General features: G+C 37.3%; 30 protein-coding genes. 22 read left to right on the top strand and 8 right to left on the bottom strand.

Annotated elements, in window-relative coordinates; all coding sequences use genetic code 11:
• Positions 1-29: 29 nt before the first annotated feature.
• Together CDG56_RS07360 and CDG56_RS07355 are read right to left on the bottom strand one after the other, a co-directional pair.
• The gene (locus CDG56_RS07360; RefSeq protein ID WP_087547436.1) at positions 30-695 is read right to left on the bottom strand and encodes a Rha family transcriptional regulator; all 666 of its coding nucleotides are present in this window, start codon (positions 693-695) and stop codon (positions 30-32) included.
• Between the two features lie 53 nt (positions 696-748).
• Positions 749-976, bottom strand: a complete 228-nt coding sequence (locus CDG56_RS07355) for a hypothetical protein (protein WP_087547435.1) — start codon at positions 974-976, stop codon at positions 749-751.
• Between the two features lie 144 nt (positions 977-1,120).
• Between CDG56_RS07355 and CDG56_RS07350 the strand changes: the two genes are divergently transcribed.
• The 15 genes from CDG56_RS07350 (at position 1,121) to CDG56_RS07280 (ending at position 11,033) form a co-directional block, all read left to right on the top strand.
• Complete coding sequence (locus CDG56_RS07350; RefSeq protein ID WP_171295123.1) at positions 1,121-1,852, top strand: S24 family peptidase; 732 nt, start codon at positions 1,121-1,123, stop codon at positions 1,850-1,852.
• Between the two features lie 169 nt (positions 1,853-2,021).
• On the top strand, positions 2,022-2,348 hold the full coding sequence (locus tag CDG56_RS07345; protein ID WP_004661656.1) for a hypothetical protein: 327 nt from the start codon (positions 2,022-2,024) through the stop codon (positions 2,346-2,348).
• A gap of 45 nt (positions 2,349-2,393) precedes the next feature.
• Positions 2,394-3,212 carry a DUF2303 family protein gene (locus CDG56_RS07340; RefSeq protein WP_087547433.1) on the top strand — a complete coding sequence of 273 codons (819 nt, stop codon included), beginning with the start codon at positions 2,394-2,396 and terminating at the stop codon, positions 3,210-3,212.
• A gap of 108 nt (positions 3,213-3,320) precedes the next feature.
• Positions 3,321-3,782 (top strand): hypothetical protein, encoded by a 462-nt coding sequence (locus CDG56_RS07335; RefSeq protein ID WP_087547432.1) that lies wholly within the window; start codon positions 3,321-3,323, stop codon positions 3,780-3,782.
• Positions 3,782-4,363 (top strand): hypothetical protein, encoded by a 582-nt coding sequence (locus CDG56_RS07330; protein ID WP_087547431.1) that lies wholly within the window; start codon positions 3,782-3,784, stop codon positions 4,361-4,363. Before CDG56_RS07335 ends, CDG56_RS07330 begins: the two co-directional genes overlap by 1 nt.
• Before the next feature lie 12 nt (positions 4,364-4,375).
• Positions 4,376-5,116 (top strand): hypothetical protein, encoded by a 741-nt coding sequence (locus CDG56_RS07325; RefSeq protein WP_087547430.1) that lies wholly within the window; start codon positions 4,376-4,378, stop codon positions 5,114-5,116.
• A 46-nt stretch (positions 5,117-5,162) separates the two neighbouring features.
• The gene (locus CDG56_RS07320) at positions 5,163-5,414 is read left to right on the top strand and encodes a helix-turn-helix domain-containing protein (RefSeq protein WP_087547429.1); all 252 of its coding nucleotides are present in this window, start codon (positions 5,163-5,165) and stop codon (positions 5,412-5,414) included.
• Positions 5,414-6,661, top strand: a complete 1,248-nt coding sequence (locus CDG56_RS17275; protein WP_087547428.1) for a hypothetical protein — start codon at positions 5,414-5,416, stop codon at positions 6,659-6,661. The genes CDG56_RS07320 and CDG56_RS17275 overlap by 1 nt, the downstream gene beginning before the upstream one ends.
• Positions 6,654-7,535: a hypothetical protein gene (locus CDG56_RS17270; protein WP_227519047.1), complete on the top strand. Its 882-nt coding sequence runs from the start codon at positions 6,654-6,656 to the stop codon at positions 7,533-7,535. Before CDG56_RS17275 ends, CDG56_RS17270 begins: the two co-directional genes overlap by 8 nt.
• Positions 7,528-7,974: a hypothetical protein gene (locus CDG56_RS07305; RefSeq protein ID WP_087547427.1), complete on the top strand. Its 447-nt coding sequence runs from the start codon at positions 7,528-7,530 to the stop codon at positions 7,972-7,974. The genes CDG56_RS17270 and CDG56_RS07305 overlap by 8 nt, the downstream gene beginning before the upstream one ends.
• Positions 7,967-8,224 carry a hypothetical protein gene (locus CDG56_RS07300; RefSeq protein WP_087547426.1) on the top strand — a complete coding sequence of 86 codons (258 nt, stop codon included), beginning with the start codon at positions 7,967-7,969 and terminating at the stop codon, positions 8,222-8,224. The genes CDG56_RS07305 and CDG56_RS07300 overlap by 8 nt, the downstream gene beginning before the upstream one ends.
• Positions 8,221-8,775, top strand: coding sequence for a hypothetical protein (locus tag CDG56_RS07295; protein WP_087547425.1), 555 nt, complete (start codon positions 8,221-8,223; stop codon positions 8,773-8,775). Before CDG56_RS07300 ends, CDG56_RS07295 begins: the two co-directional genes overlap by 4 nt.
• Before the next feature lies 1 nt (position 8,776).
• Positions 8,777-9,052: a hypothetical protein gene (locus tag CDG56_RS07290; RefSeq protein ID WP_004661643.1), complete on the top strand. Its 276-nt coding sequence runs from the start codon at positions 8,777-8,779 to the stop codon at positions 9,050-9,052.
• A 543-nt stretch (positions 9,053-9,595) separates the two neighbouring features.
• A complete protein-coding gene (locus CDG56_RS07285) occupies positions 9,596-10,141 on the top strand; it encodes a 1-acyl-sn-glycerol-3-phosphate acyltransferase (RefSeq protein ID WP_413772784.1) in 546 nt (181 codons plus the stop codon).
• Positions 10,142-10,283: 142 nt separating this feature from the next.
• Positions 10,284-11,033, top strand: coding sequence for a YebC/PmpR family DNA-binding transcriptional regulator (locus tag CDG56_RS07280; protein WP_005160602.1), 750 nt, complete (start codon positions 10,284-10,286; stop codon positions 11,031-11,033).
• Positions 11,034-11,076: 43 nt separating this feature from the next.
• On the opposite strand, the gene CDG56_RS07275 is transcribed toward CDG56_RS07280, so the two are convergent.
• Both CDG56_RS07275 and CDG56_RS07270 read right to left on the bottom strand, forming a co-directional pair.
• Complete coding sequence (locus CDG56_RS07275) at positions 11,077-11,547, bottom strand: Lrp/AsnC family transcriptional regulator (RefSeq protein ID WP_004661600.1); 471 nt, start codon at positions 11,545-11,547, stop codon at positions 11,077-11,079.
• 456 nt (positions 11,548-12,003) lie between these two features.
• Positions 12,004-12,774 carry a glutathione S-transferase family protein gene (locus CDG56_RS07270; RefSeq protein ID WP_087547423.1) on the bottom strand — a complete coding sequence of 257 codons (771 nt, stop codon included), beginning with the start codon at positions 12,772-12,774 and terminating at the stop codon, positions 12,004-12,006.
• A gap of 207 nt (positions 12,775-12,981) precedes the next feature.
• On the opposite strand from CDG56_RS07270, the gene ychF reads away from it, so the two are divergent.
• A complete protein-coding gene (gene ychF, locus CDG56_RS07265) occupies positions 12,982-14,073 on the top strand; it encodes a redox-regulated ATPase YchF (RefSeq protein ID WP_004661588.1) in 1,092 nt (363 codons plus the stop codon).
• Between the two features lie 21 nt (positions 14,074-14,094).
• Positions 14,095-14,940 (top strand): GGDEF domain-containing protein, encoded by an 846-nt coding sequence (locus CDG56_RS07260; protein ID WP_087545698.1) that lies wholly within the window; start codon positions 14,095-14,097, stop codon positions 14,938-14,940.
• On the opposite strand, the gene CDG56_RS07255 is transcribed toward CDG56_RS07260, so the two are convergent.
• Positions 14,933-15,838: a GlxA family transcriptional regulator gene (locus CDG56_RS07255; RefSeq protein ID WP_005160606.1), complete on the bottom strand. Its 906-nt coding sequence runs from the start codon at positions 15,836-15,838 to the stop codon at positions 14,933-14,935. The genes CDG56_RS07260 and CDG56_RS07255 overlap by 8 nt on opposite strands.
• A gap of 147 nt (positions 15,839-15,985) precedes the next feature.
• On the opposite strand from CDG56_RS07255, the gene CDG56_RS07250 reads away from it, so the two are divergent.
• The gene (locus CDG56_RS07250) at positions 15,986-16,774 is read left to right on the top strand and encodes an alpha/beta fold hydrolase (RefSeq protein ID WP_087547422.1); all 789 of its coding nucleotides are present in this window, start codon (positions 15,986-15,988) and stop codon (positions 16,772-16,774) included.
• Positions 16,775-16,802: 28 nt separating this feature from the next.
• On the opposite strand, the gene CDG56_RS07245 is transcribed toward CDG56_RS07250, so the two are convergent.
• Positions 16,803-17,378: a hypothetical protein gene (locus CDG56_RS07245; protein WP_087545699.1), complete on the bottom strand. Its 576-nt coding sequence runs from the start codon at positions 17,376-17,378 to the stop codon at positions 16,803-16,805.
• Between the two features lie 134 nt (positions 17,379-17,512).
• Positions 17,513-18,046: a DUF962 domain-containing protein gene (locus tag CDG56_RS07240; RefSeq protein WP_087547421.1), complete on the bottom strand. Its 534-nt coding sequence runs from the start codon at positions 18,044-18,046 to the stop codon at positions 17,513-17,515.
• 106 nt (positions 18,047-18,152) lie between these two features.
• On the opposite strand from CDG56_RS07240, the gene CDG56_RS07235 reads away from it, so the two are divergent.
• Positions 18,153-18,854, top strand: a complete 702-nt coding sequence (locus CDG56_RS07235; protein WP_087547420.1) for a Crp/Fnr family transcriptional regulator — start codon at positions 18,153-18,155, stop codon at positions 18,852-18,854.
• Positions 18,855-18,919: 65 nt separating this feature from the next.
• Here CDG56_RS07235 and CDG56_RS07230 read toward each other — a convergent pair whose 3' ends face one another.
• Positions 18,920-19,384: a hypothetical protein gene (locus CDG56_RS07230; protein ID WP_205666493.1), complete on the bottom strand. Its 465-nt coding sequence runs from the start codon at positions 19,382-19,384 to the stop codon at positions 18,920-18,922.
• A 194-nt stretch (positions 19,385-19,578) separates the two neighbouring features.
• On the opposite strand from CDG56_RS07230, the gene CDG56_RS07225 reads away from it, so the two are divergent.
• The 3 genes from CDG56_RS07225 (at position 19,579) to glnD (ending at position 23,994) form a co-directional block, all read left to right on the top strand.
• Positions 19,579-19,968: a tautomerase family protein gene (locus CDG56_RS07225; RefSeq protein WP_087547418.1), complete on the top strand. Its 390-nt coding sequence runs from the start codon at positions 19,579-19,581 to the stop codon at positions 19,966-19,968.
• 120 nt (positions 19,969-20,088) lie between these two features.
• The gene (gene purT / locus CDG56_RS07220) at positions 20,089-21,306 is read left to right on the top strand and encodes a formate-dependent phosphoribosylglycinamide formyltransferase (RefSeq protein WP_171295127.1); all 1,218 of its coding nucleotides are present in this window, start codon (positions 20,089-20,091) and stop codon (positions 21,304-21,306) included.
• 24 nt (positions 21,307-21,330) lie between these two features.
• Positions 21,331-23,994 (top strand): [protein-PII] uridylyltransferase, encoded by a 2,664-nt coding sequence (glnD, locus tag CDG56_RS07215; protein WP_087547416.1) that lies wholly within the window; start codon positions 21,331-21,333, stop codon positions 23,992-23,994.
• The last annotated feature ends 17 nt before the right edge of the window (positions 23,995-24,011 follow it).

The raw sequence follows: 24,011 nt of genomic DNA, 5'->3' as shown, positions 1-24,011 counted from the left end.
TGACCGCTTCTTGCTCCAACAAGAGGCGGTTAAACCAAACCTTCACTGGTTAATTTTTCGATTACCCAAGCCTCTCCTTTTGTTGTGAACATCGGCTGTGAAAAGCCAAGCTCTGTTTGTTTCACTTCTCCAAAACCTTTATCGATAAACCACTGTTGGAATAAACGCGCACGTTTAACGCCTTTGTGATAAACATCAAAAATGTCTAAAAGCTTGTTTAGTTTTACTGCTGAAATTTTTATTTTCTGAGCGACCTGCGAAGCATTAAGCAGTGTTGAGCGCTCAACGATCTTGTCGTAATACTCGACTTTAGGCGCTGCTAGTTCTAACTGACGTGCTTGATTTGCAGCTAATTGCAAAGCTTCAGAATATGTTTGTGGGATAGTTGGTCTAGGTTGCAGTTGGCTTTCCAATTCATGTAAACGCTGAATGACTTGATAACGCAACTTGATGCTATAGCCTGTGATTAATGTCTCGACCAAATCTTTAGGCAATAAATATTCAGTTTGTTGACGATTCATACTATCTAAATAGATACCCTCAAATTTGAGTGCATCTATTTGAAGCTCTTTAAACATCACGTCACAGTCACGCTTAACATTAAAATGTTCTTTGCCTGTCAACTCAGCAACTAACCGAGTGGACATGGTTAAAGTCTGTTGCTTGGCTTGTTCTGAAAAAGCAATTTGATTCATAGTTTTTCAACCTCTCCCTTTTCTAGCAACACAATTCCCAAAAGACCCAAAAATTAAAGATTAGAGGCAGTAGTATTTTCTCTTTTAATTTCAAAATAGAATTTTCTTACTGCATCTACTTTTTCAAATGTAGGTCTCTTGAAAGTTCCCTCTTTAAATCTAAAAATGTCTGACTGAGTGACTTTTACATTGGAGAATTTTGAAACCCTTGAAGCCAATTCTTGTTGTGTCAAACGACCATCAGTCATAAGTTCATTTACATAATTTTGGACATCATTCATCTATGACATTCCCTAACGCTATAATGAATAATATTATTCATTTATGAATTATTGTCAATCAATATTGTATTTCTTATGAATTGGACTTATTCTAATGTGAATAATTAATATAGGCACTGAAATATGAATTATGGATTTGCTAATATGTCTGTTCAGAAAAATTTGCAATATTTATTAGCTCAACGAAATTTAAATGCTAATTCATTAAGTGAAGCTTCGGATGGTATGTTAGCTCAACCTACTACTCGGCGAATTTTACAAGGTGAAAGTACAGATATAAGAGATAAAACTCTTGATAAGTATGCAAAGTTCTTCAATGTGGATTTAAAAGACTTGAAATTCGGTGATCTTGAGCATGGGATTAGTATCACGGAACAAACAGATAATGTACATTTATCTGACTTCAACTTATGGGACTCAAACACTCCATTAGAATCAGATGAAATTGAACTACCATATTTTAAAGAAGTTTTATTTTCCGCAGGAAGCGGTGCTACACAAGTCATTGAAGAAACGGCAAAAAAATTGAGATTCAGTAAAAGAACTTTGAAGAACGCTGGTGTTGATCCAGAAAATGCAGCATGCGGTACAAACCATGGTAGAAGCATGGAAAATACAATTTTAGATGGTGCAGCACTGGGAGTTGATAAGAGCAAACTAACCATCAAAGATGGAAAAATATTTGCTTTTGATCATGGTGGAATGTTTAGAGTTAAGCGATTACATAGATTACCCTTTGGAGCGGTTCGCATATCAAGCGACAATACAGATAAAAATGAATTTCCAGATGAAATCATGTCGGCTGAAAAATGGGAAAGTGAAGTTAAGCTTTTAGGATGGGTATTCTGGTGGTCAACAATTGATACTTGGAAATAATTTACCTAAATGAAGCCACTCAATTTGAGTGGTTTTTTTTCGCCCATGAATTAAAAATACAAAATAATAAAAAATAATTCACTTTTGAATAATTAATTATTGACTAAAATAATTCAATATTGAATAATCATTTCACCAACAACAAAACCTAAAATTTAGGTGGTGAAAAATGTCAAACAAACCAACCGATGCACAGCAATTTATCGAAGATATTGGCGCTGGTGTATTTTCAAAACAATTTGGCGTAGCCATTACAGAAGTCGCAAATAGCGTTGTTTCAACTGGCAAAGTCGGTGAAATCAATATCAAACTTAAAGTTAGCAAACTTGCAGACTCTCAAGTCCAAGTAGAAAGCAAACTCTCATTTAATGAACCTCTTGCAAAAGGCAAACGTGTTGAAGAACACAACGAAAAAACACCTATGCACGTCAATTTAGGTGGTGACGTTTCCCTTTTCGCCAAGCACACCGAATCCCTTTTTAAAGACGAAGTTTAATACTTCACCGTAGCTCCCCCTGTACTTACTAGGATTTTAAATCTCATGTCACTAGAAAAAACCGAAGTTGCTTCTGTAGTTGAATTATGTTCTCCGTTCAAACAATTTGACCGTGGTTCGTTAATTGCTTTGCACCAAAACTTCAATATCCATGATACTGAAGAATATCAAGGTGGTCGTAATCGCGCTCGTGGTTCTTTTAAAACCCCTTCATTTGTTGATTTTAAAAGTTTTGTTTTGGATAACACCACCCCTCATAAGCATGACGCTGCACCGATTTTTGTCGATCACAAAAATATCACCGCTGTTTCTGTGTTGAATTTTGATGAAGATAATCTGCCTCAAGGCCATTGCGACTATACGGCTACCTTAGAACTTGAACCAACAGTTCTTTGGAAAAAGCTTAATGAGTTAAAAGACAAAAAGTTAAATCAAAAATCTTTCGCTGTTTTACTTGAAGATTGGGCAGATGTAATTATTGCTTACTCTGCAAATGATGAGCAAATTGCAAGTGGTGCAGCGATTCATGCTGTTCGAAATATGACAATTGGTAGTAGCGTTAAATCTGACTCAGTAGTTAATAACACTAGTGAATCACGTTCTAAACTTGAACAAGTTGAGATTAATGCTACTGAAAATTCCCTGCCAGCATATTTCAAAGTTACAGACCCCGCTTACATTGGTTTAACCCAAAAAGTAATCCGTTTACGTCTAATCGTAAATGCTGGTGATCAAGATCCTGTTTTTGCGATTCAAATTGTCCGTGAAGAATTATTGAAAAATGAAATCATTCAGGATTTCAAAGAAAAAGTAATTGAATTGTTACCTGACAACCCAGTTCGTATCGGAACATTTAAAGCATAACCTTTAAATTTTAAACAAAAGAAAGCCCCGAAATTTTGGTAGAGGACGGGGCATTCTTAAGGTCAATCTTCTTTGCGATTAGCAAGAAAATTATGGAACGAGAGCATTATGGAACAAAAGCTATCTCAAAACAATATTACATTTAGTTTCTCAAATGTAATGTTTATCTCAGCAGTTATTGCGTTAATAGTGATTGCTGGAATCACAATCGCATTTTCTCAACCTGTAAGCTCTAAAGCTGATGAAACCACATTTATCCCTGATACACGCCCTTCTAGCTTGGGCGTAATCTATATTTCAATTACGTCAAAAGATACTGGTATCGGAACAGTTAATCTTGATGGTTATCTTGTTCCTGTGGAATTCAAGTTTGAAGCAAAATTAAGGGATTATGGTGTAACTGAAAGCCAATATCCTGATGTAACTATTACACGTTTGGATATCGGAAAAATTAAAAATAGTGTGACCGGCGAATACGTGGATGACTTCACAATTTACCAAGATCATAAACAGATCAACGAAGCAATTAAAAACTTTATTGAATCTAATAAATTGGTGGAGGTTCGCTAATGTCTACAGCAGCCCAACACCCAAATCAAGATCCATTCGAAGCTTTCAATCAAACGATTAGCCCTGCTCAAATGCTTGAATCTTTAAGCAAAGGCATCGGTATTGAATATGCAGAAGTTGATACAAAAGACTGGACCTTCATAGAAAAGAATTGCCCAATTTCAATTGCAGATATTTTTAGCGGTTGTCTTAAGTTTCGCTTTTCAATGAAAACTTATGAGACTCAAAAGCATAAGGAAAAATCTTCAAAGTATTTCTGCGAATACTTAAATAACGATGGTGATGGTAATGAACGTTATCGCGTGGGATTCGAGAATTACTCTGTGTATGTACTTAAGCGCAATCCTGATTCTAAATTGCCTATTGGTTTAACCAAATATTTGACTTGGGGAACTTATCTTAACGGCTTCGATTTTTATGTCGAACGGAATGGTCAATTAATTGCTATTACACCGTCCGAAAAAGTCACACCTCATCTATATAAAGCTAGACAAGCAAAAGAGTTAGTACGTCGTACTAAATATCTTGATGAAAAAGGTTTTTTCGAAAGTGACCCTAAACAACGCACGATTTTAGGTTAGGAGGTTGTGATCATGGGAAATGGTAACAACCAAAACATGGATTTATGGCATTCAGTTTGTATTACTGATCCGACACAAACCAAAGATATTGTAGGTAAACCATATAAAGGAACTTCACCAAAAGCTTATTGGTTAATTCAAAGAGCTACTGAGACCTTCGGACCTATTGGTCACGGTTGGGGCGTAGATGTAAAAGATCATGGATTCCAAAAAATTGATGATGTGACTATACACCATTGGATAGTAATCACGCTCTGGTACATGAAAGATGGTCAAAAGTGCTGTTTTGATCAAACTGCTGGTTCAAAGGCTTTATATAAAGCAAGCACTGGACTGGTTTATGACGAAGACGCGATTAAGAAGTCAAAAACCAATGCAACTGTTAAAGCTTTAAGTCTACTGGGGTTTGCTGGCGATATTCATGCTGGATACTGGAATGCACCAGGTTATCAGCAAAGAGCTTTTGACCATTATTACAGTAATTCTCAGACTGTAAATTCAAATCAGCAAGCTCACCAGCAACAGGCCACTGTAGTTAAAGAAACTAAAGACGTTCAACAAAATGTGAGTGAATCCAAGCCTAAGCGCACTGAAAACCAGCTTTTTAATGATGTAATTTCAGCAATTAACAAAGCTACTGATACTTCCGTTTTAGATGCTGCATATAACCGTTTTAAAGGCACTACTTTCGAAAAAGCCATCGTTGCAGCATGTAAAAACAAAAAAACTCATGAGCGATGGGGCCAAGCCTAAATTTTGGTGCCCTTCTCTAAAGCTGTCTCAAATATTGGAAAAGTAAATGAATACAAAAGTTAATTTGCCTATTTACACCGAACAACAAGTCAAAGCGATTGTTCGCTCAATTATCGAGTCTAAAGATAGCAATATCTATAACGAAGTTGTGCAAGTTTTCGAAAAGCCACTTATTGAAGAATTACTAATTCAAGAACGGGGTAATCAAACACGGGTAGCACTTCGATTAGGTCTAAACCGCGGTACTCTTCGCAAAAAGTTATACACACATGGTATTTTGAATGAGGGAAATTTCTAATGGATAATAAAATACTTGTTCCCCTTGCCCTCCTTCGAGCTGCTTTAATTGCATCAAAAGATGAAGATGAATGGGATTTCAGAAATTTAGATGCAATCGCAATCAACAAAGGACATATTGTTGCAACCGATGGGTGCATCCTTTTTTATGCAAAATTGGATAATGTTGAAAATGATATTTCTTTTATTATTCCTAAAGCTTATGCCCAAAGCTTTGTAAATAAAACTGAATGTTATTCTGGTTTGACTAATTGCCAGATTTCATATGATGCCGAAACCAAAACAGGTTTAATTGAAATCCCAAATCATCATAATGCTTATGAAGGTTTCAAAATATTTTTAAGTGAATCATACATTGATTGGCAGAAAGTTTTACCTACAAACGATGTCGAATACAAAGGCTTTGTTCGTTTTGGTGGGGATTACATAAAAAAGCTTGAGGAAATTTCAGGCTTACTAGGCAGTATTTGTTGCCATAATTTGAAACCAACAGGATTAGCCAAAGCAGCAAATATTAATTTTACATTTAGTGATTTTGAAAATGTAAATGCTATTTTGATGCCTAGAAGTAACAATCCAGATGCAGAACTATTTTGTGTAGCTATCTCAGATAGTCATGAAGATGAAGTATCACTGTTACCAGCTGCAACCGCAGAATTAGCATTTAAAGCTGCACAACGTCTGAGAAAAGACTTTATTTTTAATCCAAGATTTTCAGATGACTATTCACCATTTAGTGATGGAGCAAGTTGGATTTATCCAACCGTCTGGAATGGTTCTAAAGACGCTCATGCAGATCAATTAGAAATAACAGAAGAATGGTTTTCAAAGCCATTAAAACGTTATGACGATGCAGAATTAGCGATTAAATACATCAATGCGGTTAATGACTGTGTTGAATGTTATATCGGTGATAAATCAATTACAGCAACTACAGTGGATGAAGTGACAAAGTTCTTTGATGAAAATAAAGCTTTGATCAAGGCAAAGCTTTGGAGTGTAAATATTCCTGAAGAACCAGATTCACCACCAATTTTACACCCTGTCCCTTCCCAGAAAATTGGAAAGCAATTAGTACACAGGCTAAAAAAGGAGGCATTGAAGCAATTCCCTACCGTTGGTCAATCTATTGCTGATGCTGTAACACTTGAAGAATGGAACGGTACTGAAGCTGAACATGCTGAGTATTTAAAATCAAATCCGAAATGGTGGAATGACACAACGTTTTTGGAGAATGGTGATGCTTGATCTTAATTTTGCTAACGAAATCCAGTCTTGGATTGCTGTTAAGTCATTTGCTGTTGAAGATGCACATCCTGATTTGCCAATTATTGATGCAAATGAGCTTGCTGATTTTATTACTAGTCTTGTTTCTAAGTATCAAGATGAAGCCAATATATCTAATTTGAGCCCAGATACAAATGAGCTAATTGATAACTTTGCGCGTCAAATGAAAGTTAAATTACATAAAGCTCAAGAGAAATATGGATATAACGACAATTGGAAAAATTCAGATTGGGAAACTGCATGTAAAGTTGAACTATATCGCCACCTCGATAAAGGCGATCCAATAGATGTAGCTAATTATTGTGCATTTATGCATTTCCATAAGTGGCCTACAAATTTTGAAAATTCAGCTTATTCACTTATGCCATATGAACCAACCAAAGAAATGATGCTTGGGGCTTTACAAGCTATCAAATCCGAAATTGGTAAAGAACATATTGATGTGAAAATTATCCATGCATGGAAATCCATGTTCCATACGTTCAACGTAGCAGTAGCAGATGCTGCGAATCAATTGTTTTTAACCATTAATACATCATCAATTCCGCCTGACCTACGTGATGCATATATTCATGGGTTAGATGAAATAAAAGCAACTCAAGCTAGACCGAAATTAAGTGTCACACTCAGTTGCAATGATTTACTTGAAGTTTTGCATTATGGCGCACCAGATTATGCCAATGAAGATGCAAATTGCGATGATATTCAGCAGCAACTAACGACTGAAATGACTATTGAGCTATGGGAAAACGGTCATAGTGGTAAAGGCTACTATGCTTTTTACACCGAATACCCAGAAGAAGGTTCGATTAAATTGGGTGGTAATGATGAGTAATTTATTAGACAAAATCGAATTAATTATTCGTGATATTTGTGAACTTTCAGATAGATCAAGCCCTGAAGAATACCCTGATCATTTGCTTGTTCTACCAGATGAACTAGAAATGTTTATTAGTCAACGTTTGGCTGAATGTTTCCCAAATATTTTAGAAGCAGCTACAGAAATCTGGTGTGACAATGGCATGATTAATCGTCATGAGCCATACGGTGTAAAAGTTGAATTATTAAATCAATGGTTGATGACTTTAGACAGCAATGAATTAATGTTGGCTGAAACAGAGCTGTCTAAATTAAGCGAAGATGATCTTCATACTCTATGCTGCGGTGAAGAAACAGAACAAGAGCGCATTGGTTCGCCATTCATCAATGAATTTCTAAATAGAATTTTTGATGAAGAATATGAGCCAAAAGCAGCGAGGGACGGAAATGAGTAATCAGAAAATTAAAACTTGTGACCATTGTGATGATGGAAATGGAGAATGTATTTTTCCTTATTTCGGACTTGGCCCTCATATTCATACAAAACCAATTGGTGGTACAGAATTTTTAGATGCGCCATTACCTGAAAACTTTAGCCCAGATGGCGATGGGCTTGGTGTTTATACTCATTGCTTAAACTGTGGTGGGGACGGAACTTTTGATGGTGTAGTTTTAGAACCGAAAGCAGATACGGAGGAATTATGATTAATTCTAAAAATGAAATTGATGAGAAAATAATTCTTCCTGACTCAAGCGAAGCAGCGTGGCCAATTAATGTGACTGCTTGGCAATCAAAAACAGGACATATTTATCTTGATGAGCGAATTGCAAGATACGATGGTTCTACTCATAGTTTATGCAAGCGCGGACATTTGTATCGTAAACAAAGTTATTGCGAAGAATGTGTTCCTTATGAAAACAAGGAAAAATACGCATCATTCCCTACGCAACAATGGAAAGATGAACCATTATATTCTATGACATTGGACCAATGGTTTTTTGATAAAAAATCTGTTTTTGACGTTTTGCAGGAAACTGGTGAATCAGCACAAGAATTAATGCTTGTTATTTGTGAACCACAAATGGCTTATGAAATAGATCCAGAAGATTTCTATGATGAGCATTTACCAGATGGAATAAATGTGCCAGACGATATCGCAGCAGCATTTGAATCGCTAAATAATGCTATTAGGAACTGTGGAAATCCATTGTGTTACTACCCCTCTAATATAGCAGCTATAGTAAAGGAGGAATGAGATGGCTCGACTAACCAAATTAGATCAAATGACTTCGGAAGAAAAAGCAGCAGAGGCAATTAAGTATTGGGCTGCTCCAAAAGATGCAACTTTCACCCCTGAAGTTTTGGCTATTGTGTACAAAAAATCTTTATCCTGGTTTCAGCTAAAACGTTGCGCTGGTGGAGGAATCCCATTCAGCAAAGAAGGACGTACCATCCTTTATAAGAAGCAAGATGCCATAGATTATTTCTCCAAACAGTTCCATGAAAGTACATCATCAGCCGCTTACATTTAGCGGCTTTTTTCTTTGTAGGCGTGTAGGCGTTTTGTAGGCAGTCTACAAAAAAAACTTGTAGGCAATTTGTAGGCATTTAGATTATTGCGAATTAGTGTATATTATTGCGAATTAGTGCAATTTTTAAAATATAGTGATTTAAATTAATTACTTAGATAGGAATTTTATTGCGAATTATTGTTTGTTATTGTCTATTGTTGCGAGGTATTTTTTGTAACTTTTGAATTATGAGTCCGCTGCTCTAACCAACTGAGCTATAGGCCCTAAACTTTGATCATATATTTGATATGAAAAATGCGACTTAATCTTAGTTAAATTTAACTTAAATTACAAGCATATGATTTTATCAAATTACTAAAATAGTGTTAAAAATCATAAAGTGAGCTGATTCTATATGATCTTTACAGCTTGAGTAAAGATGATATTGCACTATTTTGATCATTAATAAGACATCTAAATTTATTTCGATATGGTCTTGTCGGATATATGTTTTCCTAAAAAGTCGTATTACACTGCTGCAACTCAAAGCCTATGATGATAAACATGAAAAAATTTTTAGGAAAATCTATTTTTAAAGCAACAGGTTGGCAATACAATGTTGATCCAAAACTTCTAGAAAAAAAACAAGTTATTATTGGATTCGAGCATACATCAAACCTAGATACCATCCTTTCTCTGGCTTTATTTGAAATTTTAGAATTAAAAATACATACACTGATAAAAAAAGAACTATTCAAAGGCCCTCTCAAGCCTATTTTAGAAAAACTTGGTGGTATTCCTGTTGATCGCAAAGCCAACAAAGATATCGTGACTCAAATGGTTGATCTATTTAATCAAAATGATAATTTTAATTTGGTTATAGCTCCTGAAGCGACACGAGCAAAAGATGGTGAAGCGCGAAAACCCATTCGCACTGGTTTTTGGCATATTGCAAAAGCAGCCAACGTACCGATCATCTTGATGTATGCAAATGCCCGAACTAAACAAGGTGGCATTTTAGGTAAAATTCACCCTACTGATCTGCAACAAGATTTAGAAAAAATCAAAGCACTATATACCGAATATGATATTGATGTAAAAATTAACTAAATCGTCTGAACCATCTGATCATTTTTTGATGCTTAATCAAAATTTTAAATTTTGAATATGAGCTATGGCAGTTTTCAAGAAAACTATCGCTATGCTAATATTCACGCACTTTTTTGAGTTTTAATTTTTTGGAGTTACTTCCATGGCGGGTCATTCTAAATGGGCCAATATTAAGCATCGTAAAGCTAAACAAGATGCAAGTCGCGGTAAAGTTTTTACCAAATATATCCGTGAAATCGTAACCGCTTCTAGATTGGGCGGCCCAGATGCGGCGAGTAACCCTCGTTTACGTGCTGTTGTTGAAAAAGCACTTTCTGTGAATATGACACGTGACACCATCAACCGTGCGATCCAACGTGGTGCTGGTGGCGAAGATAATGATGATTTAAAAGAAGTAACCTATGAAGGTTATGGTGTTGGTGGTGTTGCAGTTATCGTTGAAACCATGACTGATAACTTAAACCGTACTGTTCCAGATGTTCGCCATTGTTTTTCTAAAACCAATGGTAACTTGGGAACCAACGGTTCGGTGGCTTACCTGTTCACAAAACGTGGCGAAATTTCTTTTGAAGATGTTTCTTTAGAAGACAAAATCATGGAAGTCGCTTTAGAAGCGGGTGCTGATGATATCGAGATCGATGAAGATAGTATCTTGGTAATCACCAGTCCAGAGAGCTTTGGTGATGTTCAGGATGCACTTACAGCAGCAGGTCTAAAATCTGATAATGCTGAAGTTGTGATGAGCCCATCAACTAAAGCTGAAATCAATGATATTGATCAAGCCAAACAAATCATGAAAATGATTGATATGCTTGAAGATCTTGATGATGTTCAAAACGTTTATACCAATGTTGAATTCTCTGAAGATGTATTAGCGCAACTTGATGCTTAATTCATTCAGATCAGTAAAAAATGCATCTTTTTAGATGCATTTTTTATAACTTATTTAACAGTTTATAGCAGTTAAATACGTTGTATTCTTTGATCACGAAACTAGAATGTAGCGCAACGACGCTGTCAATTTTACCAATACGGCGTAATAGAATTTCACTATAGTCATCCATATTACGAGCCACCAATTCCAAAATAAAATCGGCGCTCTGCCCTGTCACTAAAAAGGCATTGGTGACTTCAGGAATATCTTCAATTTCTTGTAGAAATTTATCAAAGGTTTCACTGTCATGTTTGCTCAAAGAAACCTGTAAAAGTATATGTAAACTAAAACCGAGCTTATTAAAATTAATTTCTCGTTTGAGCTGTCCCATCACTTGGGATTCAATCAGGTTTTTAATGCGTCGATGCACCGAACTCACCGAGAGATTAATACGCTCTGAAAGCTCATTTAGATTGACATCTTCATGGGTCAAAATTTCAAGAATTTGTTTATCAAAACGATCCAATTCCATTCTACAGTTCTCACTCTGAATTTATGCTTCTATCGGAACTGCTCACTCAGTAATTTTTAAGGGTCAAGGGAAAACATTCGTTTAACTTTTGACGATGCTGCATGGATAACGCAAACATGATTCCGATAAACTTTTGGTTTATCTTTGTCTCAAAGCCGAAACAAGACCTTTTGAGCAACTGTTCAACTCATCTCCCAATAGTGAACAACTCGTTTCGATCCCCATCACACCCTGAAACATAAGATAGCAAAGACTTTTTATAATTATTTCCCTCTTTTCAGTTTTTTTAAAGTAAATTTGGCAATAATTTCTAATATTTTCTATTTATAACGAATTTTCTTTTAATAATTAATTTTATTCACCGATAATTTTTTACTTTATTGACTATTTTGCTCTTTTCTTTCGCATAAAAAAGCCCCGATTATTTTCAATCAGGGCTTTATTCATCAACAAATCTTATAAACCGCGCCAATCAACCCGTGCATTACGTTCAGTCGCATAAATACGCTGTGCATATTGTCCAAGCGGTAAATCTAATAAATAGTCATGATATTCCTTCAATTCACCCGTGAATTGTTCAATATCATCATTTTCCAATTCCCACGGCGTACCCTTAATCACGAGTAAAGGCGCAAGAATTGAACAAACTGCTATATCTGCTAAACCTAGACGATCGCCAACCAAATAACGCCCTTGATTATCAATCAAGCGTTGATTGACGTCGGTAATCAGCTCAGTCATTCTCACTTTAGATTTTGCGACTTTCTGAGGATTTAACTTATAGTTTGAAGAAACTAAACTCTTTAAAATTGGTTTAGAAATTTTTTCAAACTGACGTAAATAGCCTTGCTCACCCATCATAATTTCGAGTGGATGATCGCCAACAGATAACGCTTGCGCCAATGACCAACGTCGGACATGCACACCCAGCTCACCTGATAATTTATCAATTTCTAAAGCTTGCTCACGTAACTGTTCATCACGTCTTAATAATGCATGTTCAGGATAAGTACTATCAAGATATAAAGCGATTTGTGTTGAATCAGCAACCCAGCGTTTATCATCTTTCAACATCGGCAATAGATATTGCCCAGATTTGAGATAGGTAAATGCTCGGTGAAAACCAGGAATTAAATTATGTGCCACATAGTCCAATTCCTTATGATCTAACAACCAGCGAGCTTTTTCACAATAATGAGACAAAGGAAATTGGTATAAAACCCGCATAAACTCTCCAAATTTATTTTTCTACTCGATCAAACCTAAGGTTTGCTCTACTTTAGAAGTAAAAATGAATGATTACAATGTCGTTTTTTTCCTATCTCCTGTAATTTGGGCAAGATCAAGTTTTCATTACAGCCATGACCTGACTTTGTCATGGCTTTCATGTAAAATCATCAGCAATTTTTAAATAACACATTTGTGAGTGGTTTCATGGGTTTTAATTGCGGTATTGTTGGTCTGCCAAACGTAGGTAAATCTACATTGTTCAATGCATTAACAAAGGCAGCGATTGCAGCTGAAAACTTTCCGTTCTGTACCATTGAACCGAATACAGGCATTGTCCCTGTTCCAGATCCACGCCTAGATAAACTTACAGCGATTGTTAAACCTCAACGTGTTATTCCAACTACGATGGAATTTGTTGATATCGCAGGTTTAGTTGCTGGTGCATCTAAAGGTGAAGGCTTGGGTAACCAATTCCTTGCCAATATCCGTGAAACAGATGCCATTGCTCATGTAGTTCGTTGTTTTGAAGATGAAAACGTGATTCACGTAAATGGTAAAATTGACCCATTAGATGACATCGCAACCATCAATACTGAACTTGCGCTTGCTGACCTTGATACCGTTGCAAAAGCTTTGTTACGTTTAACTAAAGCGGCAAAAGGTGGCGATAAAGATGCGATTGCCACTAAAGCAGCTTTAGAAAAAATTCAACCTTTACTCGATGAAGGCAAACCAGCACGTGCGGCTGACCTTTCGGATGATGAACGTAAAGCGGTACGCGGTTTCGGTTTAATGACGCTTAAACCAACTATGTACATTGCCAACGTGGCAGAAGACGGTTTTGAAAATAACCCACATCTTGATGCAGTAAAAAAACTGGCTGCTGAAGAAAATGCGATTGTTGTACCCCTTTGCAACCAGATCGAAGCTGAAATTTCATTATTAGAAGATGAAGACCGTGCTGAATTTCTGGAAGCGATGGGTATGGAAGAACCAGGCTTAAACGTGGTGATTCGTGCAGGTTATAGCTTACTTGGCTTACAGACTTACTTCACTGCGGGCGTACAAGAAGTTCGTGCGTGGACGGTTAAAGTCGGTGCGACTGCGCCACAAGCAGCGGGTGTGATTCATACCGACTTCGAAAAAGGCTTTATCCGTGCTGAATGTGTTGCTTATGATGACTTCATTCAATACAACGGTGAAAGCGGTGCCAAAGAAGCAGGTAAATGGCGTTTAGAAGGTAAAACTTATGTCGTACAAGACGGCGATGTATTACACTTCCGTTTTAACGTGTAATTATTTCAACATAAAGACACTATGGAAAGAACATTAGAACGATTATTCGCACATAATCCAATGATACGGCGGTTGTTGATTCTGCTCATCACTGCTGTGCTTGGTATGATTGACTTGGCAACAGGTTATGAGTATTCGTTCTCGGTGTTCTATCTACTGCCTGTTTCAATTGCAGCATGGTACGACCAATTTAAGATCACTGTGCTGACCATTATGCTGTCAGGCATGACTTGGTTGATTGCAGACATTCATGCTGGTCATCATTATTCCAATACATTTATCCCTCTTTGGAATGCTTTCGTTCGTTTAGGTTTTTTTTCAATTGTTGCATTTTTGCTGATCCATGTTCGAAAAAACTGGCAAGAAATGAAAAAATTAGCAATGAAAGATCAGCTCACCTCTCTCGATAATAGCCGTGCTCTCGATATTGAATATCGTATTTTGCGTAAATTAAATTTTCGTAAACAGTCGCTGTTCGCTGTTGGAATTATTGATCTCGATGGTTTTAAAGCAGTGAATGATACTCATGGGCATCATCGTGGTGATGAAGTTTTATTACAATTTTCACAAATTCTAAAAAAATCATGTCGTTCTTCAGACATTGTTGCCCGTTTAGGCGGTGATGAATTCGCAATTATTTTATTAGATATTGATGAAACCCAAGCATATCTTTGTGATCATCACTTGCGAACATTATTTGCAGAAAGTGGCTTAAATCAAAAATATGGCGTCGATTTTAGTATGGGTTTAGCCATTTTATCCGAATTACCAGAAAACCTTGAAGATGCAACCAAGACGGCAGATCAGCTCATGTATCAATCAAAATCTTTAGGTAAATCACAAACCACGATTCAATCATTTATTTGACCCATTGCGTTGGTGTACAAGCTGTGACCTTTTTAAATATTCGAATAAAAAAACTTACATTTTCATAGCCCACTTCATAAGCAATTTGCTGAATCTTCATATCTGTGGTTAATAATAACTTCTTGGCTTTATCAACTCTCACCTGTTGCAAATATTGATTGGGAGAAATCTGCGTCGCCAATTGAAAACGCCGTTTCAAATTCCGCTCACTAAAATTAAATTGCTGGGCCAGATCGGCAATCTTGTTTTCCTCAGCACAATGTTCATCTAGCCAATCTTGTACTTGCAATACGGCTTCATCACAATGATTACGATACATCGGTAATACAGGATTTAGTAATTGCGGTGAGGTCATCAATAAATGGCTTGCACACAATTGTGCAAAATAATCCCCTTTATGCTGTGCAACAATGCCCAGTAAAGCATCAAATGTACCCATTAATGTCCCTGTACTATAGATCGATCCTGCGTATAGATAATTTCGATTTTTAGTAAATGAACAGCTAGGAAATAAACCATTTAGCTCACGAATAAAAGCCCAATGGGTTGCTAACAGGATGTGATCAGCAAGTTTAGTTGCTGCAATAAAATAAACACCCGTTGTAACCGCTAAAATAGCAATCTGCTGTTGTATTAAACGTCTAATCCACAGCACTAAATCATGGCTTTGTAATGTTAATGTTGCTAACTGCTTCCCCTCAAAACTAGGAATAATCACCAAATCATAAATGCGATCTAGCATGATATGCCCATTGACATCGATCTGTGTTCCACTTGCACTCTGTTTCGCTAATCCATCGATACTTAGAATTTCAACTTGGTATGTTGCAACCTGCCCCTGTCGCGCTTCCAACAAAGCCACGACATGAAAAAAATCCTTAACCATCATCAGGCTCATTGCCCAACATCCGTCATAAGCAACAATTGCAACTCTTTTCATTTCAATATGGCACGATCAGACTATTTATCGTCATGATTATATCTATATTACACAATGGTTTTTAACTATTCTGATATTCAATTTATACATTTGGATTATCTTGCCATGCGACACTGTGAAACCGTTAAAAAAAACATCTCATCCCTTGAAGGCAATCTCTTTGTAAAGATATGGCAACCACAACAGACTGAGCCAAGTAAACAAATTCCGATTCTATTATTCCATGACTCTTTAGGCTGCGTGCAACTATGGCGAGATTTTCCTGAACAACTTTGCATCGAAACCAATCGCATGATTATTGCCTATGATCGTCACGGCTTTGGACAATCTGATGCAAGCGACACACAACTCTCTACCGATTTTATCCAACAAGAAGCTCTTGTTGCTGCTGAACTTTTAGATCAGCTTGAAATCTCACAAGTGATTGCGCTAGGTCATAGTGTTGGTGGTGGCATGGCGGTCAGCTTTGCAGCACAATATCCATTCAAATGTGTTGCAGTGATTACGGAAGCGGCTCAGGCATATATTGAACAAAAGACCTTAGATGGCGTTTCTGATGCAAAACAGATGTTCCAACAGCCTGAACAATTGCAAAAACTCAAAAAATATCATGCAGAAAAAGCACAATGGGTTTTGGATGCTTGGACCGAAACATGGCTTTCACCTGCATTTCGCAATTGGACTCTGGACAATGACCTCAAAGCATTACAAACAAAATTGCTCGCCATTCATGGTCACAATGATGAATATGGCAGCTTAGCGCAACCTGAGCGATTAGCTAAATATACGGATGCAGAATTACATTTGATTGAAGCGTGTGGGCATGTTCCCCATCGAGAAAAACCTCAACTGATTGTTCAAATCATCAAGGAATTTGTTGCACTCTACGCCTAAAATGACATTAAAAATCGGTCATCCCATCTTACTGATTTTTTAATAATTTCTGTAATTGTTTGGTCACATGCACTCTAGCCTTCTTCTGTTTAAAAATCGTCGGGATATGCAACAAAAAGAAAGAGTGGCGATATTTTTTATGATCACGTAAATCTTCTTTTAAATAATCATAGAGATCTATCGCCGCTTCACGATGAAATGCCCATAGCGCTTGTTGTTTATACATCACCACATAATAGGCATCATTCGGCCAATTCAGTTCATGTTTTTGACGACAATCACAAGATTCACACACTACTCCTCCTTTATTCATTGAAGAGTAAGGAGCAGACCATTTTTGTAGATCATAAGTCTCAGGTAAATCGCGGATCTGCTGCAAATCAACCGATAAATTAGGATAGTAAAAAGCAGCATTCCAATAACCACCACAACTATCCTGAAAACGCTGATATTCAAAATCTGGATGCTGCTGAAAATAATCGATGTCTTTTTTGAGTTGAATCTTGGCAAATCGAGCAAATTCAAAATTCGCTTTGTGCTGACATGATGGGCATTTAATGCTTAACTTGTGTGGTAATGACCAATATTCGTAAAGTCCTGTCATTTGCTTTTAAATATAGATCTTGAGTTAAAGACCAATCAGCATAACAAGCAGATGGCACATTTTTAAATGATCTATTTATTGCAATAAATAAACCGAAATCTAAATGATCTCGGCTCTTTTAAAATTATCTGGGCTTAAGATGCTGTTTGGACCTTCATATCCATCGCGGCACGTTTGCTTTCAGCTTCTTTCAAAATACGTTGATGTAATGGTTTACGGTAACCTAGTAAGAATACAAACTCAGCTAAAACGAACAATGGGCCAATTGCCAAACCAATCAGATCATCAACAAATGCTGGTTTTTTCTTTTCAAAATAATGTCCTACAAACTGAAAAACCCAGCCTACAACAAAAATACCAACACTTGCACCTAACCAACTCCACATGGATAAAGCCGCAACTTTTAAAGTTAGAGGGTAAGCCAACACCAATAAAATCAGCATCAATGCACCAAACAACTTATCAAGTGTAAGATAATAAATACTACTTAAAGCAATCAGTATCATAGCTAAGGTTATAGAGAAACCAGAGATTTCAATACCAGCTCGTGCAGTTAAGCATAAGATAGAGAAAACGATTAAAGGAATGCCTACAAAATGAGTCATAATATTATTTCGATCTAAATGGTAAGCAGCATACTGACTGAGTTGTCGTTCCAAATTTGTCATTGCTCATTCCTCATATATTTAGTTTATGCTGTTAATCTATAAGAAATGAGTATGTGAAATTGTCATATAGCTGACAAATGGATTTATTTTTAACAAAGGAAATGTTGTGCTAGATGCAATTTATATTAAACATTTACATCAAAATGCTTGGTTCAGTCACCTAGATTTACCATTTCAAAACTTCATCATCGAGCATGGAAAAAAATATAGCATAGAAAAAAATGCTGCCGTATTTCATGCTCAAGACCTTTTTGATGGTGTTTATGGTGTGCTTGAAGGATCGATTAGTTTGGGATACATCGATGTGAATGGGAATGAAGCGATTGCTGCAATTGCTGAACCCATCATGTGGTTTGGTGAAATTTCTCTTATTGACCAGCAACCACGCTCTCATGATGCTATTGCATTAAAGAAAAGTGTCATTTTACAAATTCCAGCACAACCACTTAAAGCATTTCTACTGCAAAATCCCTATTACTGGTATTACTTTGCTTTGCTTAGCAGTCAAAAACTCCGTTATGTTTTTTTAGAACAAATTGCAATTCAGACTCAAAGTATCAGCCAGCGTCTTGCACAACGTTTATTATTTATTCTTGAAGGCTATGGCAATCGCGCTTGTATCCAAGATTTCAATATTCAAATTTCACAAGATCAACTTGCCAACATGCTAACAATCTCAAGACAAACTGTTAATCAAGAATTAAATCTATTTGAAAAACAAGGAATCATACAACTTGGTTTTAAAAAAATTGAGGTGATTGATATTGAAAAGTTAAAGAAAGTCGCTGCTGTCGGTTATCTAAAGTAATAAAGTGTTACGGCGAACGCATAATAGCTTTAACCAGCTGAAGCGAGATTCATCATCTCGCTTTTTTATTTAGGTGAGGTATTGCCTAAAGCTGGATTATCAATTGCATCTTTACACTGTGCCTTGTCTCGTTCGTAATCCGCTTGCTTTTGCGTTGACGAACTCACATTCTCTTTAACATCTCTTGCCCAAGTATCCAGACTAGTCAATGCTTTACGGCATAGCGCATATTTTCCTTCAGTCACAGAATCCGTCATTTTGACATTAATTCGCCAATCGGTACTGAGTTGTCGTAATGGTTTTCTGACTTTATCTTCGATCTCAGCAGATTGTTTATTGTAGACAATTGAATCAATTTCATTAATCAGCTTCCAAGCAGCTTGTGCGTAACTTGTTGCATCATTATTAAGTTTGGGTGCTGCTTTAATTTCCACTTTTTTTTCTGGCTGATTGCTTGAATGATCACATGCAGTCAATAAAAGGCTGCTAAACAACATTATTGTCGCTACATGAGTTTTTGTACTAAACATATCAAATCGCCAATGGAACATTTGTGCAGTATGCTAGTCAATTCAGCAACAATACTCAATCGTTGTTACTTATTTATTCCATAGAACAATCTGCGTTCTAAAGAATTGATTTAATGCCAATATCATTTAAAGTGGTGAAATAAAAATATCATGTGAATCAAAATTTCTAATCTTAATTTTGGAATAACTTATTTATGTCTCAAATCAAAATTTATGCACTATATCAAACGATTCAACAATTTAGAACTCAATTGTCAGATGCTATTCACCAAGCACTGGTCACAAGCCTCGATTATCCTGTAGAAAAAAAATTTCAGCGCTTTATTGCTTTAGCCCCAGAAGATTTTATATATCCAAATGATCGCAGTGAACAATATTTGATTATTGAAATTTCAATGTTTGAGGGGCGAACAACTTCGGCAAAAAAACAATTCATTCAATCAATTTTTTCTAATATTCAGCAGCAATGCGGTATTTCCCCACAAGATATTGAAATTACAATTTTTGAAACCCCAAAATCAAATTGGGGAATCCGTGGTGAAAATGCAGATGACTTACGACTTAACTATCAAGTCAATATCTAAACAGATCAACACGATGATAAGTCATATTTTTTGTCTAACAAAACCTTGTTTTTTTGTATCAGGCAAGCTTAATTCATCAAAAAGTTCTGCTATGCTTAACCACAAATTACTCAGGATAGGATTACACGCATGAGCGTCACTCTTGGAACTCCACTTCAATCTTCTGCATTTAAGGTTTTACTGTTAGGTTCTGGAGAGCTAGGTAAAGAGGTTGTGATTTCTTTACAACGCTTAGGTGTCGAAGTTCATGCCGCAGATCGTTATGATCATGCACCAGCCATGCAAGTTGCACATTTTTCTTATACATTGAATATGGCTGATCCAACTGAATTAAAACAACTCATTGAAAAAATTCAACCCAATTTGATTGTTCCTGAAATTGAAGCGATTGCAACTGAAGTACTTGTAGAAATTGAACAAAGCCAAACAGCAACTGTTATTCCTTCAGCTAAAGCAGTCAATCTCACAATGAACCGCGAAGGAATTCGTCGTTTAGCTGCTGAAGAACTCGGTCTACCAACATCCGCTTATCGCTTTGCCAGTACTTTAGAAAGCTTTCGTGCAGCCTGTGACGACATCGGTTATCCAAACTTTGTAAAGCCAGTGATGTCATCATCGGGTAAAGGTCAGTCTCGCGTTAAAAGCTTTGATGAAGTTGATGCCGCGTGGGAATATGCGATGCAAGGCGGTCGTGTGAATCAAGGTACCGTGATCATTGAATCACAAATTGATTTTGATTTTGAAATCACCTTATTAACAGTTCGTGCAAAAAATCCTAAGACTGGCGAAATCGAAACCCATTTCTGTGATCCGATTGGACACCGTCAAGATGCGGGTGACTATGTCGAAAGCTGGCAACCTCAACCAATGACTGCTGCTGCCTTACAAGAAGCTAAACGTATCGCACACAAAGCAACAACTGCATTAGGTGGCTGTGGTATCTTTGGGGTAGAACTATTTATCAAAGGCGATAAAGTTTGGTTCAGCGAAGTTTCCCCTCGCCCACATGATACGGGTCTCGTAACTTTAGCTTCTCAATTCCAAAGCGAATTTGAATTGCATGCGCGTGCTATTTTAGGTTTACCTGTGAATACAGCTCGCCATAGTACTGCTGCAAGTGCCGTGATTTATGCAGGTGTGGATGCGAACAACCTCAGCTTTGCTGGCTTGAATCTTGCTTTAGCCAATCCGAATACTGACTTACGTTTATTTGGTAAACCTGAAGGTTTTAAACGTCGCCGTATGGGAGTTGCAACAGCACGCGCTGAAACAACAGACCAAGCACGTGAATTAGCGCAACAAGCTGCTGACCAAGTGAGCGTACACACAAACTCTTAACTTAAATTGAGTAGACCCATTTTCATGATCAATACATCTCCTTTGCTGAACTATGTCACCAGTCATCATGATATTAAAGCCATTAATCAATGGCGAACAGATGTAGAAAAGCAATTACAAGAGAGTTATGAAAATGGGCAAGCCATTCGTGAAGTGATTAAGGCTCGTTCAAACTCGATTGATGAGGCCTTAGTCTTTTTATGGAATCATGCTGAATTAAATAAAACTGAATTAGGTTTATTTGCGGTCGGAGGATATGGTCGTCGCGAAATGCTGCCATATTCCGATACTGACATCATGATTTTATCTGAAGATGAAATCAGCGAAGAACAAGAAAAACTGATCTCAACTTTTATTTCATCCTTATGGGATGTTGGTAATTTTAAACCTGGAATTAGCGTTCGTACGATTCAAAACTGTGTTGAACAAGCAGCAAATGATTTAACTGTTGCTTCAACTTTAATCGAAGCACGTTTAATTACAGGCAATGAACAACTGACTAAATGGCCACGTCGTATTGTCGCCCAAACATGGACAGATAAAACGTTCTATGATGCCAAAATGGCGGAACAGACCAAGCGCTACGCTCAACACAATAATACTGAAAGCAATTTAGAACCAGATATCAAAAATGCACCTGGCGGTATTCGTGATATTAATCAGATTGGTTGGATTGCCAAACGTCACTTCCGTGTCAATCGTATTTATGATTTAGTTCACTTAGGCTTTATTACTGAATTTGAATTAGGCGTGCTGGAAGAAGCTGAAAGTTTCTTATGGGAGATTAGAACCCATTTGCATCGTATCGCTAAACGAGATGAGAATCGCTTATTATTTGAATATCAAAGAGATATAGCAGCAAAATTTGGTTATGTTCGTGAAGAAGGTCAACCTGTGAACTTTGCAGTTGAACAATTCATGAAGCGTTATTATCGAACAGCGCAACAAGTTTCAACGCTGAATGAGATGTTACTTGCTTACTTCAATGAATCAGTCATTACCCCTCGTCTGCCTGATTATGAACGCCAAATTATCGACATTAATGACCGCTTTAAAATTGTAGACGGTAAACTCGCTGTTCAGCATCACAAAGTATTTTCTGAAGAACCGAGTGCAATTTTAGAACTATTCTATCTGTTAGCCAATCGACCAGAAATTACAGGCATTCGTGCTCGCACCTTGCGTCTTCTTGTGCTCGCAGCAAAACGAATTGATCAACGTTTCAGGGACAATCCAGAACATCAAGCATTATTCATGTCAATTATTCGCTCACCGCACTTATATGACACGATGGTGGCGATGAAACGTTATGGCGTACTAGGGAACTACATTCCTTCGTTTGGACAGATTACAGGATTAATGCAGTACGATCTGTTCCATATCTACACGGTAGATGCACACACCTTATTATTACTCAGAAACTTAAGTCGCTTTAAAGAACCTGAATTCGCTAAAGAATTCCCTGTGGTGAGTTCAGTATTCCAACGTATTGCGCGTCACGATATTGTCTATATGGCAGCAATTTTCCATGATATTGCGAAAGGTCGTGGCGGCGATCATAGTGAATTAGGGGCATTAGATGCCATCGAGTTCTGTCGCAAGCATGGTTTTACTGAACGTGAATGTAAACTTGTAGCATGGTTGATTAACAATCATCTACTCATGTCCCTTACTGCACAGAAAAAAGATATTTCTGATCCAGATGAAGTCAAAGAGTTTGCCGAAAAAGTCGGTGATATGGAACATTTAGACTATCTATACACTTTGACGGTCGCTGATATTAATGCCACGAATCCTAAACTTTGGAATACATGGCGTGCTTCTCTTATGCGCCAGTTGTATACCTATGCTCGAGATGTCATTCGTTCAGGCTTAGGTCGTCCAGTGGATTATCAGATGCTGATTGAGGACACCAAGTTTGCAGCCAGTGAATTACTGGTCAACGACTTCTCGCTCGCCGAAGTAGAAAAAGTCTGGCAAGAACTCGGTGATGAATATTTTGTCAAGGAGTCTGCCAATGAGATTGCATGGCACACTCAGGCGATTCTACAGCACGGCGACAACCCTGAACCGTTGGTTTTACTCCGCGCACATCGTAATGCCGCAGATGATGCGGTGCAAATCTTTATTTATACCCGTGACCAGCCTAACCTGTTTGCCACCACGGTAGCGGTACTGGATCGGATGAACCTTGATGTTCAGGATGCCAGAATTATCACAGCAAGTACTTCATTTAGCTTGGACACATATTTGGTACTGGATCGTTTTGGCACATTGCTTACCGATCCAGAGCGTGAACGCAAAGTCAAAGCTGCACTTGTAGATGCGCTCAGCCATTCAGATCAATATCCGGGTATTATGCAACGCCGTATTCCACGCCATTTACGTCATTTCGATGTGCAAAATACCGTGGATATCGTACTCAACCCAACTTTACAGCAACATATGGTTGAAATCTCAACGCTCGATCAACCGGGTCTCTTGGCTCGGATTGGCGCCTTGTTTATGCTACAAGGACTGGATATTCACTCCGCTAGAATTGCAACACTGGGTGAAAGAGCAGAAGATATTTTCTTTGTGACAAAGAAAAACGGTATATTACTCACCCATGAAGAGGTGAAAGCTTTTGCGGAAACGCTCAAAGCAGCTTTAGATGAAGCATCGAATCAAATTTGTAATCCATCTTAAAATCCCCTGAATCCCCC

This window comes from Acinetobacter sp. WCHA39 (assembly GCF_002165385.1).
Classification (GTDB): Bacteria; Pseudomonadota; Gammaproteobacteria; order Pseudomonadales; family Moraxellaceae; genus Acinetobacter.
The sequence above is the reverse complement of the archived record's forward strand: the minus strand, read 5'-3'. Positions and strand labels throughout refer to the sequence as shown.

What these genes read in the sequence shown, in the direction of transcription:
- CDG56_RS07255 (WP_005160606.1), bottom strand. Translation starts at nt 15,838, where the DNA reads ATGAGCCTGATGATGGTTAAGGATTTTTTTCATGTCGTGGCTTTGTTG.
- CDG56_RS07360 (WP_087547436.1), bottom strand. Translation starts at nt 695, where the DNA reads ATGAATCAAATTGCTTTTTCAGAACAAGCCAAGCAACAGACTTTAACC.
- CDG56_RS07345 (WP_004661656.1), top strand. Translation starts at nt 2,022, where the DNA reads ATGTCAAACAAACCAACCGATGCACAGCAATTTATCGAAGATATTGGC.
- CDG56_RS07285 (WP_413772784.1), top strand. Translation starts at nt 9,596, where the DNA reads ATGAAAAAATTTTTAGGAAAATCTATTTTTAAAGCAACAGGTTGGCAA.
- CDG56_RS07280 (WP_005160602.1), top strand. Translation starts at nt 10,284, where the DNA reads ATGGCGGGTCATTCTAAATGGGCCAATATTAAGCATCGTAAAGCTAAA.
- CDG56_RS07350 (WP_171295123.1), top strand. Translation starts at nt 1,121, where the DNA reads ATGTCTGTTCAGAAAAATTTGCAATATTTATTAGCTCAACGAAATTTA.
- CDG56_RS07245 (WP_087545699.1), bottom strand. Translation starts at nt 17,378, where the DNA reads ATGACAGGACTTTACGAATATTGGTCATTACCACACAAGTTAAGCATT.
- CDG56_RS07275 (WP_004661600.1), bottom strand. Translation starts at nt 11,547, where the DNA reads ATGGAATTGGATCGTTTTGATAAACAAATTCTTGAAATTTTGACCCAT.
- glnD (WP_087547416.1), top strand. Translation starts at nt 21,331, where the DNA reads ATGATCAATACATCTCCTTTGCTGAACTATGTCACCAGTCATCATGAT.
- CDG56_RS07300 (WP_087547426.1), top strand. Translation starts at nt 7,967, where the DNA reads ATGAGTAATCAGAAAATTAAAACTTGTGACCATTGTGATGATGGAAAT.
- CDG56_RS07270 (WP_087547423.1), bottom strand. Translation starts at nt 12,774, where the DNA reads ATGCGGGTTTTATACCAATTTCCTTTGTCTCATTATTGTGAAAAAGCT.
- CDG56_RS07240 (WP_087547421.1), bottom strand. Translation starts at nt 18,046, where the DNA reads ATGACAAATTTGGAACGACAACTCAGTCAGTATGCTGCTTACCATTTA.
- CDG56_RS07330 (WP_087547431.1), top strand. Translation starts at nt 3,782, where the DNA reads ATGTCTACAGCAGCCCAACACCCAAATCAAGATCCATTCGAAGCTTTC.
- CDG56_RS17275 (WP_087547428.1), top strand. Translation starts at nt 5,414, where the DNA reads ATGGATAATAAAATACTTGTTCCCCTTGCCCTCCTTCGAGCTGCTTTA.
- CDG56_RS07340 (WP_087547433.1), top strand. Translation starts at nt 2,394, where the DNA reads ATGTCACTAGAAAAAACCGAAGTTGCTTCTGTAGTTGAATTATGTTCT.
- CDG56_RS07325 (WP_087547430.1), top strand. Translation starts at nt 4,376, where the DNA reads ATGGGAAATGGTAACAACCAAAACATGGATTTATGGCATTCAGTTTGT.
- CDG56_RS07230 (WP_205666493.1), bottom strand. Translation starts at nt 19,384, where the DNA reads ATGTTTAGTACAAAAACTCATGTAGCGACAATAATGTTGTTTAGCAGC.
- CDG56_RS07290 (WP_004661643.1), top strand. Translation starts at nt 8,777, where the DNA reads ATGGCTCGACTAACCAAATTAGATCAAATGACTTCGGAAGAAAAAGCA.
- ychF (WP_004661588.1), top strand. Translation starts at nt 12,982, where the DNA reads ATGGGTTTTAATTGCGGTATTGTTGGTCTGCCAAACGTAGGTAAATCT.
- CDG56_RS07225 (WP_087547418.1), top strand. Translation starts at nt 19,579, where the DNA reads ATGTCTCAAATCAAAATTTATGCACTATATCAAACGATTCAACAATTT.
- CDG56_RS07305 (WP_087547427.1), top strand. Translation starts at nt 7,528, where the DNA reads ATGAGTAATTTATTAGACAAAATCGAATTAATTATTCGTGATATTTGT.
- CDG56_RS07250 (WP_087547422.1), top strand. Translation starts at nt 15,986, where the DNA reads ATGCGACACTGTGAAACCGTTAAAAAAAACATCTCATCCCTTGAAGGC.
- CDG56_RS07295 (WP_087547425.1), top strand. Translation starts at nt 8,221, where the DNA reads ATGATTAATTCTAAAAATGAAATTGATGAGAAAATAATTCTTCCTGAC.
- CDG56_RS17270 (WP_227519047.1), top strand. Translation starts at nt 6,654, where the DNA reads ATGCTTGATCTTAATTTTGCTAACGAAATCCAGTCTTGGATTGCTGTT.
- CDG56_RS07260 (WP_087545698.1), top strand. Translation starts at nt 14,095, where the DNA reads ATGGAAAGAACATTAGAACGATTATTCGCACATAATCCAATGATACGG.
- CDG56_RS07335 (WP_087547432.1), top strand. Translation starts at nt 3,321, where the DNA reads ATGGAACAAAAGCTATCTCAAAACAATATTACATTTAGTTTCTCAAAT.
- CDG56_RS07355 (WP_087547435.1), bottom strand. Translation starts at nt 976, where the DNA reads ATGAATGATGTCCAAAATTATGTAAATGAACTTATGACTGATGGTCGT.
- CDG56_RS07320 (WP_087547429.1), top strand. Translation starts at nt 5,163, where the DNA reads ATGAATACAAAAGTTAATTTGCCTATTTACACCGAACAACAAGTCAAA.